This window comes from Stenotrophomonas sp. ZAC14D2_NAIMI4_7, assembly GCF_003086675.1.
Taxonomy (GTDB): domain Bacteria; phylum Pseudomonadota; class Gammaproteobacteria; order Xanthomonadales; family Xanthomonadaceae; genus Stenotrophomonas.
The window spans coordinates 2305345-2319538 of record NZ_CP025995.1 but is presented as its reverse complement, the minus strand read 5'-3'; the positions used below and the strand labels follow the sequence as shown (position 1 = coordinate 2319538).

The 14194-nt window shown below is 67.7% G+C and carries 14 protein-coding genes; all 14 read right to left on the bottom strand.

Translation table 11 applies throughout. The annotated features are described in order from the left end of the window. Positions 1-23 precede the first annotated feature (23 nt). The gene (locus C1922_RS10665; RefSeq protein ID WP_234413283.1) at positions 24-2822 is read right to left on the bottom strand and encodes a PAS domain-containing protein; all 2799 of its coding nucleotides are present in this window, start codon (positions 2820-2822) and stop codon (positions 24-26) included. A gap of 74 nt (positions 2823-2896) precedes the next feature. Beyond that, positions 2897-3184 carry a hypothetical protein gene (locus C1922_RS10660; protein WP_108749726.1) on the bottom strand — a complete coding sequence of 96 codons (288 nt, stop codon included), beginning with the start codon at positions 3182-3184 and terminating at the stop codon, positions 2897-2899. Next, a complete protein-coding gene (locus C1922_RS10655) occupies positions 3181-4539 on the bottom strand; it encodes a hypothetical protein (RefSeq protein ID WP_108749725.1) in 1359 nt (452 codons plus the stop codon). Before C1922_RS10655 ends, C1922_RS10660 begins: the two co-directional genes overlap by 4 nt. Positions 4540-4560: 21 nt before the next feature. Continuing rightward, positions 4561-5700, bottom strand: a complete 1140-nt coding sequence (locus C1922_RS10650) for an SPFH domain-containing protein (RefSeq protein ID WP_108749724.1) — start codon at positions 5698-5700, stop codon at positions 4561-4563. An 86-nt stretch (positions 5701-5786) separates the two neighbouring features. Then, complete coding sequence (locus C1922_RS10645) at positions 5787-6050, bottom strand: CD225/dispanin family protein (protein ID WP_108749723.1); 264 nt, start codon at positions 6048-6050, stop codon at positions 5787-5789. A gap of 73 nt (positions 6051-6123) precedes the next feature. Continuing rightward, positions 6124-6657, bottom strand: a complete 534-nt coding sequence (locus C1922_RS10640) for a lipocalin family protein (RefSeq protein WP_108749722.1) — start codon at positions 6655-6657, stop codon at positions 6124-6126. Positions 6658-6669: 12 nt separating this feature from the next. After that, positions 6670-7746 carry a class I SAM-dependent methyltransferase gene (locus C1922_RS10635; RefSeq protein ID WP_108749721.1) on the bottom strand — a complete coding sequence of 359 codons (1077 nt, stop codon included), beginning with the start codon at positions 7744-7746 and terminating at the stop codon, positions 6670-6672. Next, on the bottom strand, positions 7743-8528 hold the full coding sequence (locus C1922_RS10630) for a DUF1295 domain-containing protein (RefSeq protein ID WP_108749720.1): 786 nt from the start codon (positions 8526-8528) through the stop codon (positions 7743-7745). Before C1922_RS10630 ends, C1922_RS10635 begins: the two co-directional genes overlap by 4 nt. Then, a complete protein-coding gene (locus C1922_RS10625; protein ID WP_108749719.1) occupies positions 8525-9073 on the bottom strand; it encodes a DUF2878 domain-containing protein in 549 nt (182 codons plus the stop codon). The genes C1922_RS10630 and C1922_RS10625 overlap by 4 nt, the downstream gene beginning before the upstream one ends. 1 nt (position 9074) lies before the next feature. Continuing rightward, positions 9075-10334, bottom strand: a complete 1260-nt coding sequence (locus tag C1922_RS10620; RefSeq protein ID WP_108749718.1) for a cyclopropane-fatty-acyl-phospholipid synthase family protein — start codon at positions 10332-10334, stop codon at positions 9075-9077. Continuing rightward, positions 10331-11098, bottom strand: coding sequence for a DUF1365 domain-containing protein (locus C1922_RS10615; protein ID WP_108749717.1), 768 nt, complete (start codon positions 11096-11098; stop codon positions 10331-10333). Before C1922_RS10615 ends, C1922_RS10620 begins: the two co-directional genes overlap by 4 nt. After that, positions 11095-12372 carry an FAD-dependent oxidoreductase gene (locus C1922_RS10610; protein WP_108749716.1) on the bottom strand — a complete coding sequence of 426 codons (1278 nt, stop codon included), beginning with the start codon at positions 12370-12372 and terminating at the stop codon, positions 11095-11097. Before C1922_RS10610 ends, C1922_RS10615 begins: the two co-directional genes overlap by 4 nt. Before the next feature lies 1 nt (position 12373). Next, complete coding sequence (locus C1922_RS10605) at positions 12374-13327, bottom strand: acyl-CoA desaturase (RefSeq protein ID WP_108749715.1); 954 nt, start codon at positions 13325-13327, stop codon at positions 12374-12376. 84 nt (positions 13328-13411) lie between these two features. Beyond that, positions 13412-14182 (bottom strand): hypothetical protein, encoded by a 771-nt coding sequence (locus tag C1922_RS10600; RefSeq protein ID WP_108749714.1) that lies wholly within the window; start codon positions 14180-14182, stop codon positions 13412-13414. Positions 14183-14194 lie beyond the last annotated feature (12 nt).

Sequence of the window (14194 nt, the reverse complement as noted above, 5' to 3'; positions counted from 1 at the left end):
CGGCCCTGCATCGGAGGCGTGAACTAGCCGGTCTGCGCCAGTGCGACCCGCACCCGGGTGGCCAGTTCATCGATGGTGAAGGGCTTGCCGATCAGCTGCACGCGCGCATCGAGCACACCGTCGTCCACCAGCGCATTGCGGCTGTTGCCGGTGGCGTACAGTACTTTCAAGCCGGGGTGCCGGGCCAGCGCCTGCTCGGCCAGCTGGCGACCGTTGACTTCGGGCATCACCACGTCGGTGAACAGCAGGGCGATGGACGGATGGGCATCGAGCAGGGGCAGGGCGCTGGCAGCGCCATCGGCGGACAGTACGTCGTAGCCCAGCTCGGTCAGCGCATCGACCGAGAAGCGGCGCACCGCCTCGTCATCGTCCACCACCAGGATGCGCTCGGCGCCCCCATCCGGCGGCGTGGCCGGGCTGCGTGACGGCGGCCGCGCCGACGGCGCCGCTTCACCCAGCAGGCGCGGCAGGTAGACGCGCACGCAGGTGCCGTTGCCGGGGCTGGAGTCCAGCGCCACATGGCCCGCCGACTGTTGCACGAAGCCATAGACCTGCGACAACCCCAGGCCCGTGCCCTGGCCCACGTCCTTGGTGGTGAAGAACGGATCGAAGGCGCGCGCCTGCACGTCCGGCGCCATGCCGGTGCCAGTGTCGCTGACCGCGATCAGCACGTAGTCGCCTGCAGGAATGCCGGGATGGGACGCCGCGTTGCCGATGTCGATGCGGCAGTTGCCGGTCTCGACCTTCAGGCGGCCGCCGCCGGTCATGGCGTCGCGGGCATTCACGGCCAGGTTCAGGATCACGTTTTCCAGCTGGTTGGCGTCGGCGTGGGTCCACCACAGATCGCGGCCCAGTACGGTTTCCAGCATGATGCTGCTGCCCAGCGAATGCACCAGCAGGTCGCTCATGCCGGCCAGCAGGTGGTTGCTGTCCAGGGCGACCGGTTGCAGCGGCTGCTGCCGCGAGAACGCCAGCAGGCGCTGGGTCAGCTGCGCGGCACGCTGGGCGCCATCGAGCGCCATTTCAATGTAACGGTGGGCGCGGCTGTCGCCACTGTCGATACGCAGTGCCAGCAGATCCAGCGGGCCGATGACCGTGGCCAGCATGTTGTTGAAGTCATGCGCGATGCCGCCGGTCAACTGGCCTACCGCTTCCATCTTCCGGCTCTGCCGCAGCGCATCCTCCACCCGCAGGCGTTCGGCCACTTCGGCGTGCACCCGGGCTTCCAGCTGTTCGTTCAATTCCTGCAGGCGTGCATCGGCGGCCTTGCGGCGGGTGATGTCGATGGCCACGCCCAGCATGCGCACGCACTGGCCGTGCTCGAACATGCCGCGGCCCTTGGCGGCCACCCAGCGCACGATGCCGTCTTCCTTGCCGACGGTACGGTATTCCACATCGTAGCTGGCACGCCGGGCCGGATCAGCAGCGGCGTCCAGCGCGGCCAATGTGGCTTCGCGGTCGTCGGGGTGCAGGCCGGCACGGAAGTCGTCCATGGTCACGTGTGCGCCGGCGGAGATGCCGAACATCGCCTTGGTGCGGGCCGGCCAGATCAGCAGGTCGCGCACCAGGTCCACATCCCAGAAGCCCTGTTCGCTGGCTTCGGTGGCCAGGCGCAGGCGCTCTTCACTGTCGGCCAGCGCGGCTTCGGCGGCCTTGCGCGCGGACAGATCCAGCATGGCACCGATCATGCGCAGCGGCTGGCCCTGTGCATCGCGCAGCACGGCGCCGCGGTCCAGCACATCGGCGTAGCTGCCATCGGCGCGGCGGAAGCGGTACTCGTCCGTCCAGGCACTGCCGCGGCCATCGATCACCGCGTGGATGCTGCTGTCGATCCGTGCGCGGTCGTCGGGATGAATGTGGTCCAGCCACCACTGCGCCGAGGAGCTCTTCACCGCGTGGCCGAACAAGTGGTTGACCGCTTCGTTCCAGATCACGTGGCCATCGACGATGCGCCAATCCCAGATGGCATCGTTGGTGGCCTGTGCGGCCAGCCGGTAACGCTCCTCGATATCCAGGCGCTGGGCTTCGGCGGCCTTGCGGTCGGTGATGTCCAGCGAGGTGCCGACCAGGCCGATGACGGTGCCATCGGCATCGCGCAGCGGCGCCTTGGTGGACAGCCACCAGGCCTGCCGGCCATCGGCGAAGCTGATCTTTTCTTCCAGCTGTTCGGTGCGGCCACTGGCCATGATGCGTTCGTCGGTGGCCATCACCGCCGCGGCCTGCGCGGGGTCGCCCAGCAGTTCGGCGTCGGTGCGCCCCACGTACTGCTGCGGCGGCAGGCCGATCAGTTCGGTGGCGCCATGGTTGCCCATCAGCAGCCGGCCCTGGCGGTCCTTGGCGTACATCACGCCGGGCGCCGCTTCCATGAACGAGCGCAGCAGCGCCTGTGCCTGGTCGCGCTCGGCCTGCACGCGCAGGCGCTCGTCAATGTCGATCAGTACGCCTGGGAACCCGGTCGCGCGGCCGCTGGCATCGCGCTCGATCCGGCCGATGCCTTCCAGCCAGTGGTACTGGCCATCTTCGCCGCGCGCCCGGTAGGGATGGGCGAAGCGTTCGCCGCCGCGCACCGCGGTATCGATGGCGGTGGTCAGCCCGGGCAGGTCGTCGGGGTGGATGGCGCCCAGCACATCGTGCAGCTGCAGCTTCTGCCCGGCCAGTGCCGGGTCCAGGCCAAAGGCGCGGGCCAGGTAGGCATCCACGGTCAGCTGGTCGTTCGTTACGTCCCAGAACCAGGTGCCGACGATGGCGCCGGCGGCCAGGGCCATGTTCACGCTGGCCGTGGCGCGTGCCGCAGGGGAATCGTTCGGGGGTGCAGCGTTCACGGCGGTCTCGGCAGGTAAAGAATGGGCCCCGGCCGCCAGCGGCAGGGGCGCCAGTCTAGATCAGCCGGGTGTGGTCAGGGCGTGGTGCCCGGTGGCCCGTTGCGGTCGGGATCGGGCGCGACCCGTGCCACCCGCTTGCGGTAGTCATGCACGTTGTCACCGCGCACGCGCCGTTCCTGGGTGCCGGTGATGCTGTCCACCCGCCGGTCCGAGCCGGTGACCGGCTTGGCGTCGATCTCGGTTTCGTGTTCGAACCCGTGCGATTTGTCGGTGTTGCGGTAGTAGCGGTACAGCGCCCAGTACAGCGCCGTGGCGCCTGCCGGGCCTGCGGCCAGCAACCAGAGACCAGCGTCATCACTCATGTCGTTGCCATCAGGAAGGCGATTGCGAGGGCTTCGATGATCGTGCCGGTGGTGAGCGCGGCCAGCAGCAGCTTCCACTGCTGCACCGGCACGCTGCCCATGGTTTCACCGGTGCGGCCGTTCACCGCGATGTAGTGCAGCATGCCGCCGTTGCGGCCGGGCTGGTGGTACGAATACAGCCAGACCGGCAGGTACATCGCCACCCAGCGGGTACCGTGCACCTGCAGTTGTTCCTGTTCCCAGCGCACGCCGCGGTCGTAGCGGTTCACGCTGCGCTCCACCTGCGCGCGGGCAATGGACAGCAGCTGGTCTTCCAGGCGCGGACGCAGCTTTTCCACGTCCAGGTCGCGCTTTTCCGAGGTGAAGCCGGCCAGGTAGGAGGCGTTCCACTTCACTGCGTTCTTGGTATCGAACGGCAGGATGGTGTTGATGATGTTGTTGGTGTTGGCGCGGGTATCCAGGTTGCCGCGGTCGGCCGAGGATTCCAGCGGCAGATCGTCCACGGTGAAATCCACTTGGCGTTCCACCTGGTAGATGTCGGCGTCGTAGTAGGTCTGCTTGTTCTTTTCCGTGCCGCGGGTGTATTCGCGGGTCTTGATCTCGCCTTTGCCGGCCACCGCCGCGCTCACGTTGCCGTCCACGATCATGTAGGGCAGGTATACGCCCACCACGTTTTCCGGGGTGAACTGGTCCTTGAACGCCTTCAGCGCGAACAAGCGCCGCTTGTCCACGAACTGGCGGATGCGGGCGACGGCGTCGTCCTTGCTGATATGGAACGGCAGCACCGCGTCGGGCACCGCACCGTTGGCAATCTGCTCGTTCACCCCGAACACGTGCCGGCACCAGTGGCAGCGGGCGGTCATGGTGCTTTCGGTGTTGACCGTCACTTCGGCGCCGCAGCCGGTGCACTTGAAGGTCATCAGTGCCGACAGGTCGGCATCGATGTCGCGCGCGCCGCTGGCGATCACCGTGCCGCGAAGCTCGCCGATGGCCTCGCCCAGGCCAAAGGCTTCCTCCACACGGGCGCCATGCCATTCGTGACGGCAGAACTGGCAGACCAGGATGTCGGTGCCCAGGCGTGGCCGGATATCGGTGGCACCACACTTGGGGCAGCGGTTCAGGCCGTCCTTCAGTTCGCTGGCCGCGGTATCGATGGCCAGCGGGTCGGGCGCCTCGATCTCATCGCGGATCGCCTGCGGAAGTTTGGACGTGTCCAGCGGGAAACTGCCGGGCGGCGGCGGGACGTCCTGCGGCGAGCCGGGGCCATCCAGCGCCGCCCCGGGCAGGGGGGGCGGCGTGGGTGCGGCGGGCGGCGCGGCGGGCAGGGGCGGCGGGCTGTTGCGTGGGTCGGACATGGTGATGGTCGGTCCTGCCGGTTACAGCCCTAGCGCCTTGGCCTTCAGCGCGTCGTAGTCGCTCTGCGTGATCAGGCCCAGGTCCAGCATTTCCTTGGCTTTCTTCAGCTTGGCCACCGGGTCTTCCGCCGCTGGTGCGGTGGGCTGCTGCAGGTTGCCGGCACCGAACATGCCCGAGGCCATGCCCACGCCCACCAGGCCGGCCGCACCGCCGTTCTCGCCGGCCGACTGGATGCCCTGGGCCACACTGGCCTGCAGGTTGGAATTGCCGCGCGCACCGGACAGCGCATCGGCGCGCTGCACGGTCTTCAGCAGTTCGCGGGTGTTGGCGTCGTATTCAATGGAGACGATGGCCGTCTTGACGATGGCCAGGCCGCGATCGCTCTGCCACTGGTAGGCCTGTTCCACCGCGGCCGACAGGCTCTGCGCGAAGCCGATCGAATCCTGCTGCAGCTTGGTGATGCGGTTGCCCTTGGCCGGGTCGTTGCTGTAGAGGCTGAAGGCCGGCGCCAGCGAACCCACCACTTCATTGAACAGCTGGGTGGCGGCGGCGTTGTCCATGTCGGTGAAGTCGAACACCTGGCCAGGCTGCAGGTAGCTGGCCGGCACGAAGTTCTTCACGAACAGGATCGGGTCGACGATCTTCAGCGTGTACGAGCCACGGGTGACCGCGCCGACCTGGGTATTGAGGAAGGCATCGTCCCAGTAGATTTCCGACTGGGTGCCGAAGCGGTTGTCCGGCAGTTCCTTCAGCGAGACAAAGAACGCTGCCTGCTGCGAACCGGGCTGGCCGCCGAACTTGAAGCGTTCCCAGCTCTGCTTGATGAAGGTGCTGACCAGCCCATCGCCGGCGAAGATCGATTGCGAATTCAGATCGTCCGAGCGCCATTCATAGCCACCGGGCTCGGCCACGAAGGCGGTGATGGCACCGTCCTGGAACAGCAGCAGGCCATAGCCTTCGGGCACGACGATCTTCGAGCCGTTGCTGATGATGTTGGACGAACCGCTGGTGTTGGAGCCGCGCCCGGCATTGGTGCCGCGCGGCACCGCCGCGAACAGCGCCGCCGTGGACGGCAGGCCCGTCGGCACGGTGTAGAAATCCTTCCACTGGTCGGCCAGAACACCGCCTACCGCACCCTTGACCGCCTGTACCAGACCCATGACCTGCTCCGTGTGGTTGTCTGGGCAGACTATATATCAGCGCGGGCAGGGCGCGTTGGGGGTGGAAACCACCCCCGGTGCGGCGGTTACATCATGGCCCGGTTGATCAGGCCCCAGCCGATCAGCACCACCAGCAGGGCCGGCAGGGTCACGAACGAGGCGATCATCCAGCGCAGGGCCTTGCGCGAGGTGACGGCGGCCGGACCCATCTGCCCGGTCGCTTTCAGCGACGAGGTCTTGTTGGCGTAGATGGTGGCCACGATGCCGAAGGGCCAGAAGCCGCAGAAGATACTCAGGATGGCGGCGAACAGGTAATCCTTGGGCGGATTGGCGGGTGCTGCATTCTCCATGAAAACGTTTCCTCCATTTTGGAGGCGCGATTATGGGGCAGCCCATGGGCCTTTGGAACGGCACTTCGCGTTCCTAGCGCACGGATTGAGGCACCCGTCGCAACTTGCTGATGTCATAGCCCATCGCCTGGATGCGGGCGACCGCCTGCTGGTACTGGGCTTCGCTTACCTGCGGGGTGCGGGCCATGTACCAGACGTAGTCGCGCTTGCTGCGGCCAACGATGGTCTGGCCGTAGTCCGTATCCACCCAGGCGATGATGTATTCGGCCTGGATGGGCCAGACGAACTGCATGCCCCAGACCGCGCCGGCGCCTTCCGGTTGCACCCGGCCAATGGGGTGCATGGTCTTAAGCGGTGCCTGGAAGCTGCCCTTGCGGTAGATGAAGGTTGTCTGGATGCGGCCATCGGGGCGCGGTGCGTAGCTTTCCACCGCATCGAAAGCCTCGCGCTCGGGCCAGGACGGAATATGGGCGATCACGTACCAGTCGCCCATGAAGCGGGGCACATCCACCGATGCCGGGCGCGGCAGGGGGCGGGTGTCCTGGCTGCTGCAGCCGGCGCCGAACAGGGCCACGGCCAGCAGGGAAAACAGCGGGGGCATGCGCATGGTGGGCCTCGCTCAGCGGGGGCGGAACAGGTAGTGGGCAACCAGCCACTGCTGGCCATTGTCGTAGCCGAACAGCTCGGCGCAGGCCATCCAGAACATGCGCCAGCGCTGCCACCACACGCGTGCGGCGGCGTCGCTGCCATAGGTCTGGGCCAGCAGCGGCAGCAGTTGCTCGCGCGCTGCATCCTGGTTGGCCAGCCAATGGTTGGCCGTACGCTGGTAGTGGCTGCCGTCCAGCAGCCAGCGCTGCTGCAGCTGCAGGTCGTGCTGGAAGTGCAGCAGCGTATCGGCTGCCGGCATCAGGCCGCCGGTAAAGAAGTGGCGGCCCATCCAGTTGTCATCGCCTTCGGTTTCAAACGGGTACATCAGCGTGCGGTGCGCGAAGATGTGCACGAACAGCGCGCCGTCCGGGCGCAGCCAGCGCGCGATGCGGCCCAGCAGCTGCGCGTAGTTGCGCACGTGTTCGAACATTTCCACCGACACGCAGCGGTCGAAGGCGTGCCCGGGCAGCTCCAGCAGATTCACGTCGCGGGTGAGCACCTGCACGTTGCGCAGGCCGCGCGCTTCACACTGGGCCATGATGTGCGCGCGCTGGCTGTGCGAGTTTGAAACCGCGGTGATATGGGCATTGGGGTAACGCTCGGCCATCCACAAGGTCAGCGAACCCCAGCCGCAACCCAGTTCCAGGATGTCCTGGCCATCGGCCAGCCCGGCGCGCTCGCCATACAGCGCCAGCATCGCATCCTCGGCCTGGTCCAGCGTTTCGTGACCGGTATGGTAATAGCAGCTGCTGTACTTCAGCCGGTGGCCCAGGCATGCCTGGAAGAAAGCGGCCGGCACTTCATAGTGCTGGCGGTTGGCCGCATCCACGTGCAGTGCAAGCGGGCTGCTGGACAGTTCCTGCAGACGCTGCTGGAACCGCTGAGACTGCGCCTGCAGGCCACCGGCCTGTTCTTCGGCCAGGCGTTGCGCACACATGCGGCGGATGCCCAAGCGCAGCGCAGCATCGGGCAGCCAGCCGCGTTCGGCCCAGCCGGTCAGTCCGGTTTCAACCAGAGTGGGTGGGGTGAGCGAAGTGACCGCATTCATGGCGAGGGATCCTTGGGCGAGCGGGGGAACCACGGGAAGAACATCGGGGTGCTGCGCTGGTACTGGCGGTAGTCCTCGCCACGGCTGCGCAGCGCCTGCTTTTCAGTGAACGGAACGCCGCTGAGATAACGCAGGAACACGTACATCAGCAGCGGCCCGGCCCAGGCCAGCCACCACAGCGGCGAGCCCACGGCCAGCAGCACGTAGGCGAACCAGTGCAGCCATTCGAAGAAGTAGTTGGGATGCCGCGAGTAGCGCCAGAGGCCGTCGCGGCAGGTACGGCCCTTGTTGGCCGGGTTCGCGCGGAAGCGCGCCAGTTGGCGGTCGGCCAGGCTTTCACCGCCCACGCTGAGCAGCCAGACCGCCACTGCCGCGGCGATCCAGCCGCCCATTTTCGTGCTGGTGTTGGCGGCCACGGCAACGAACGGCAGTGCGAACAGCAGCACCAGCAGCGCCTGCGCCATGAAGAAGCCGAAGATCTTGCCCTGGTGGCCGTGCCAGTGCTCACGCAGGTAGCGGTAGCGGCCGTCTTCGTCTTCGTGGCGCACGCGCCGCCACAGGTGCAGGGCCAGCCGGGCGCCCCACAGCCCGCCCAGCACCGCCAGCGCGATGCGCGGTGCCGGAGCACCCTCACCCAACCAGGCCAGCAGCAGGGCAGCGGCCGCCACGCCCTTGGCCCACAGCACATCGACCACGCCGATGTTGTCGTGGCGGCGCTGCCAGGCCCAGCCCCAGCTCATCACCAGCGCGGCATACAGCAGCACCCACAGCAGGCCGCTCATGGTCGCGCCCTCTGCAGCAGGGGCCGGCGCGGTGCGCGGGCGCCATGGCGGGCCATGCCGACCAGCAGCGGCAGTGCCACCGCCCAGCCCAGGCCCAGCATTGCCAGGCCCCGCCAACGGGGTTCAGCGAAGGCGACCGCATCGAAGCCGCGTGCGGCCGACAGGTAGGCCAGCGGTGCCAGCAGCAGGCCGAACAGGATCGGCAGCAGCCAATGCCGCTGCAGGAAGGCCATCGATGCGGTCAGGGTCATGGCGAAGGCGGCCCACAGTGCACAGATCCACGGGGGTGGTACCCAGCCGAATGGGGCGGCGGCATAGCGCACGCTGCCGGTGGCGGCCACCACGCCGTCCACCAGCCACGCGCAGGCCAGGGCCAGCGCCAGCAGTTTCAGGTCCAGCCGGGGCTGCGGCGAGGTCATCAACTGGCTGCCGATATAGATCGTCGCGGCCAGCAGGGCCGGCCACTGCCAGCCGCGCGCGGCACCGGCCACGGCGCACAGCCAGACCGCCTGGTTACCGAGCAGGTTGATCCAGGTGCGGCGCATCTCACACCGCCTGCCCGGCATTGCCGGCGGGGCGGAAGCCGGGGCGCGCCAGCAACAGGTGCGACACGCCGATCGAACGCTCCAGGAAGCCGCCTTCGCAGTAGGCCAGATAGAACTCCCACAGGCGGCAGAAGCGGGCGTCGAAGCCTTGTGCCTGCACGGCGCTGCGCTGGGCCAGGAAGCGCTGCCGCCAGGCGCGCAGGGTCAAGGCATAGGAATGGCCGAAGTCGTGCTGGGCCACCAGCTGCAGGTCGCTGCTGCGGGTCTTGGCCGCCATGATCGCGTTGATGGAGGGAATGAAGCTGCCGGGAAACACGAAGCGCTTGATGTAGTCCACGCTGCGGCGCGCCTGCTCGTAGCGATGGTCTTCGATGGTGATCGCCTGCAGCAGGGCCACGCCATCGGGCTTCAGCAGGCGCTGCAGGGTGGCCAGATAGGTGTCCAGGTATTCGGCACCGACGGCTTCGATCATCTCGATCGAGACCAGCTTGTCGAACGGCCCCTGCAGGTCGCGGTAGTCCTGCGTGAGCAGGGTTATACGGTCCTGCAGGCCGGCCTCGCGCACGCGTTGCTGAGCCAGCGCGTGCTGTTCGGCGGAAATGGTGGTGGTGGTGACATGGCAGCCGTAGTGCCGTGCGGCATGCAGGGCGAAACCGCCCCAGCCGGTGCCGATCTCCACCACGCGGTCCCCCGGCTGCAACTGCAGCTGCTGGCAGATGCGGTCCAGCTTGCGCCGCGATGCGGTTTCCAGCGTTTCCTGATCGTTGGCAAACAGTGCCGAGGAATACATCAGGTCCGGCGACAGGAACAGGCTGAAGAAGTCGTTGCCCAGGTCGTAGTGGGCGGCGATGTTGCGCCGGCTGCCAGCGCGGCTGTTGCGGCGCAGGCGGTTCCAGCCGCGCAGCAGCCAGCCGCCCACCCGTGCCGGGCCGCGCTCCATGCCGTCCAGCAGGTCGCGGTTGCGTACCAGCAGCTGCACCAGCGCCACCAGATCATCGCAGCGCCAATCACCGTCGATATAGCTCTCGCCCGCGCCCACGCTGCCTTGTGCCGCCACTTTGCGATAGAACGACGGGTCTTCGATGGTCACCGTGGCGTGCAGCTCGCCGCTGGCCTGGCCCAGCCGCTGTTCGCCGAAGGCATCGCGCACCAGCAGGCTGCCCTCGCGCAGCGGTGCCAGCTGGTCCAGCAGGCGGCGGCGCAGGAAGGCGTCCAGCGCGCCGGGCGGGGCCAGGGCCACCGAGGGAGTGAGTTCGTTCATCGCGGTTTCTCGGCAAGGGAAGGGTGGTCGTGCACGGGGTTGCGCTTCAGCCACAGGCGCAGGGCCTGCCAGTGAATGGCGGCCACCACCTGCACGGTCATCAACGGGTAGGCGGCCAGCACCCGGGCCAGGCCGGGGCCGTCCAGCGGGCGGCGCTGCATGCTCTGGGTGGCATCGAACTGGCGCACACCGTCGCGCCAGACCTGCATGTGCACGCGCAGTTGCTCGCCGGGCAGGCTGAAGCGCCAGTCGTAGTGGCAATCCATGGCCATGAACGGCGACACATGGAAGGCCTTGTCGAACTGCCAGCGCAGGTCCTGGTGGCCATGCAGGGCGCGCGCAACCGGCAGCACGTAAGCGTGGCGCTCCTTCCACGGCGTGTTGGTGATCTCGGCCACGATGCAGTCCAGGGTCTGTCCATCGGCGCGATAGCAGTAGTAGAAGCTGACCGGATTGAACACATGGCCGCCAAAGCGCAGGTGGGTGAGCAGCCGCACCGGGCCCTGCGGGCGATAGCCCAGCTCGCGGGCCGCATGGGCGCGCACGGCATCGGCCAGCGGCTGGTCCGGATCGCCGAAATAATCGCTGCGGCGGAATTCGGCCACGTTGCGGCGGTTCACCGACCACAACCAGCGCCCGGCAAACACGCTGTCCAGTTCGTCCAGATCCAGCAGCAGCTGGGCGATCGGGTAGCGGAACGCATGCGCGTGCGGCTGGTGGCGGCGGTGCAGCACATGGCCGAAGTAGAGGGCGCTGCCGCTCATGCGGGCACCTCCACGTCGAAGGTGCTGCTGGCCTGGGCGGTACGTTCGCGCAGCGCATCCACCACGCGGCGGGCGCTGCGGATGCCGTCTTCGTGGAAGCCCCAGCCCCAGTACGCGCCGGCAAACCAGGTGTGGTGGCGACCCTGGACTTCGCCCCAGCGCTGTTGCGCGCGCACGGCGGCGTGGTCGTGCACCGGGTGCGCGTACTGCAGCCGACGCAGCACCTTGTCTGGATCGATGGCATCGCTGCGGTTCAGCGTGACCACCAACGGCGTATCGCCGGGCAGACCCTGCAGCAGGTTCATGCAGTAGCTGACCGTGCAGGCCGCATCGGCTTCGCGCGGCACATGGGCATTCCATGCGGCCCAGGCCTTGCGGTTGCGCGGCAACAGCGATGCATCGGTGTGCAGTACGGCTTCATTGGGCTGATAGCGGATTGCGCCCAGCACGGCGCGTTCCACCGGGTCCACCTGCTGCAGCAGGGCCAGTGCCTGGTCGCTGTGGCAGGCCAGGATCACTTCATCAAAGCCTTCCACGCCGGCGGCACTATGGATGCGCACGCCCCACGGCAGGCGCTCCACCGCGTGCACCGGGCATTCCAGACGCTCGCGCACCTGCCAGCGCGCACGCAGGGCATCCACGTAGCGCGCCGAGCCGCCGCGTACCACCCGCCACGGCTGGCGCCCGGTCATCTGCAGCATCTGGTGGTTGGCCATGAACTGCACCAGGTAGCGCGCCGGGAAGTCCAGCACCGTGGCGGTGGGCGATGACCACAGCGCCGAAGCCATCGGCAGCAGATGCTCATCGACGAAGGCCTGGCCGTAGCCGTGCTGCCGCAGGTACTGGCCCAGAGTGGGGCCGTGTTCTTCCTGCAGCAGGGCCGGCGCCTGGCGATAGAAACGGCGCAGGTCGGCCAACATGCCCCAGAAACGCGGCGAGACCAGATTGCGGCGTTGGCAGAACAAGCCATCGAGCGAGGTGGCGTTGTATTCCACGCCGCTGCGCTCACTGTGCATGGAAAAACTCATGGTGGTGGGCTGCGACGCCACGCCTAGTTCATTGAACAGGCCGGTGAGCAGAGGGTAGTGCTGCTCGTTGAAGACGATGAAGCCGGTATCGACGGCGAGCGGGCGCCCATCGACGGTGACGTCATGGGTATGGGTATGCCCGCCCAGATAGTCGTTGGCCTCGAACAGCGTGACTTCGTGTTCGCCGTCCAGCCACCAGGCACTGGCCAGCCCTGCAATGCCCGATCCGATGATTGCGATGCGCATGTCAGTGCCTCGCCTTGGCCAGCACCCAGTCGGGTATGGGTTTGAGTCCTTTCACCAGGCCGACCGCGGCCATCGCGCGCAGACCGTACCAGGTCAGGTCGATTTCCCACCAGCGGAAGCCTTGGCGCACCGTGCCGGGGAAGAAGTGGTGGTTGTTGTGCCAGCCCTCGCCGAAGGTGAGCAGGGCCAGCCACAGGTTGTTGCGGCTGTCATCGCGCGTGTCGAAGCGGCGGCTGCCGAAGCGATGGGCCAGCGAATTGATGGTGACCGTGGCGTGGAACAGCACCACAGTAGAGATGAAGAAGCCCCACACCAGCAGCTGCGGGCCGCTGGTGTGCAGGCCCGGTGCGGTGTGCTGCAGCAGTTCACCCAGCCCGAACAGGGCCGCCGCCAGCAGCACCGGCACGGCGATGTCGAAGCGATCCAGCCAGCGCAGCTCGGGGTAGCGGGCCAGGTCAGGCACGCGGCTCAGATCGGTGCTGAAGGCTTCGCGGGTCAGGAACCAGCCCATGTGGCTGCGCCAGAAGCCGACTTCGTTCGGGGAATGTGGATCCTGCGGCTGGTCGGCATGGCGGTGGTGATGGCGATGGTGCGCGGCCCACCACAGCGGCCCGCGCTGCACGCTGGCGGCACCGATCACCGCGAACGCGAACTGCACCGGTCGCGAGGTCTGGAAGGTGCGGTGGGAGAAGTAGCGGTGGTAGAAGCCGGTGATGGCGAACATGCGCACGGCGTACAGCGCGACCGCCACCGCAACGGCGATCCAAGACACGCCCACCCAGATCACGCCCAGGCAGGCCACGTGCAGCAGCACGAACGGCACCGCGCGCAGCCAGTCGATGCGCCCGGCCTGCGCTGCAGGCACCTCGGTCGCACTGCTGCCGGTGTCGAACCAGCGGCGCAGGGTGCGCAGCAAGCGGGCGCGTCGGTGGGGCAGGGGCGCAGCTGCAGACATGTTCGGTTTCCGGAAGGCGCGTTTTCAGGTTCCTACGCAGCAGTGGGGCGATTGGATGCAGCGCATTTGCATCCATGCAGCAATTCACTTGGTCGTAACACCACAGGCAGCGACCAGTGGCGCGTCCTGCTCGCGCTGCCACTGGCTGCGGCTGGCGGGGACCGGTGGATTCCTGAAGGCGACGCGCACCTGCGGGTAGCGTCCTTTGCCGTCGCGCAGGTTGCTGGTGCCATTGAACTCGAGCAGGCGACGGTCGGCGTTGGCATAGACCAGGCTCAGGCCGGGCGCCACTGCGCCGTACCAGGCATCCAGGCGCACGGCAAAGGACTGCGCCGGTTGGCCCTGCCATTGCAGCGCCCCGCGGTACTGCACCTTCAGCGGGTAGAAGCGCTGCCGCCCCGGCACCAGGAAGGACAGGGTGACCGGCTGTCCGCGCAGCAGGCTGTCCCAGTGCTGGCGCACGGCGGCATCGAAGCCGGCATCGATCACCGCGTCTGCCGGCAGCGCGACCCGTGCCTGCACTGGCGCCGCGTTGCCGGCTTCTCGCCAGTGCACCTGCACGGCCGTTGCGGAAACGTCCAGCGTGGCAGCCTGGCCGCTGCGCCTGTCCTGCAGGCTGTAGCCACGCGCGGCGGGGCGGCTGGTGGCGGGCAGTTGCTTGCGGGCAAAGGGCTGGCCTGATCCGCAGCGGTACTCCACCCAGCGCTGCGCCCCTTCGTCGGGGCCCTGTTGCCAGTGCACCTCGCGGTAGGCCAGGCGCCCGTCCGCCGCCGTGGCCACCCCTTCGCTGCGCAGCAGGGTGGGTTCGGCGTGGGCGCAGACAGGCAACAGCAGCAGGTAGGCACAGGTGCGCATGGGCGTTTTTCC

Bases quoted from the DNA above. Each gene is read 5' to 3' on its own strand.
- C1922_RS10660 (WP_108749726.1), bottom strand. From the start codon at position 3,184: ATGAGTGATGACGCTGGTCTCTGGTTGCTGGCCGCAGGCCCGGCAGGC.
- C1922_RS10655 (WP_108749725.1), bottom strand. From the start codon at position 4,539: ATGTCCGACCCACGCAACAGCCCGCCGCCCCTGCCCGCCGCGCCGCCC.
- C1922_RS10650 (WP_108749724.1), bottom strand. From the start codon at position 5,700: ATGGGTCTGGTACAGGCGGTCAAGGGTGCGGTAGGCGGTGTTCTGGCC.
- C1922_RS10645 (WP_108749723.1), bottom strand. From the start codon at position 6,050: ATGGAGAATGCAGCACCCGCCAATCCGCCCAAGGATTACCTGTTCGCC.
- C1922_RS10640 (WP_108749722.1), bottom strand. From the start codon at position 6,657: ATGCGCATGCCCCCGCTGTTTTCCCTGCTGGCCGTGGCCCTGTTCGGC.
- C1922_RS10635 (WP_108749721.1), bottom strand. From the start codon at position 7,746: ATGAATGCGGTCACTTCGCTCACCCCACCCACTCTGGTTGAAACCGGA.
- C1922_RS10630 (WP_108749720.1), bottom strand. From the start codon at position 8,528: ATGAGCGGCCTGCTGTGGGTGCTGCTGTATGCCGCGCTGGTGATGAGC.
- C1922_RS10625 (WP_108749719.1), bottom strand. From the start codon at position 9,073: ATGCGCCGCACCTGGATCAACCTGCTCGGTAACCAGGCGGTCTGGCTG.
- C1922_RS10620 (WP_108749718.1), bottom strand. From the start codon at position 10,334: ATGAACGAACTCACTCCCTCGGTGGCCCTGGCCCCGCCCGGCGCGCTG.
- C1922_RS10615 (WP_108749717.1), bottom strand. From the start codon at position 11,098: ATGAGCGGCAGCGCCCTCTACTTCGGCCATGTGCTGCACCGCCGCCAC.
- C1922_RS10610 (WP_108749716.1), bottom strand. From the start codon at position 12,372: ATGCGCATCGCAATCATCGGATCGGGCATTGCAGGGCTGGCCAGTGCC.
- C1922_RS10605 (WP_108749715.1), bottom strand. From the start codon at position 13,327: ATGTCTGCAGCTGCGCCCCTGCCCCACCGACGCGCCCGCTTGCTGCGC.
- C1922_RS10600 (WP_108749714.1), bottom strand. From the start codon at position 14,182: ATGCGCACCTGTGCCTACCTGCTGCTGTTGCCTGTCTGCGCCCACGCC.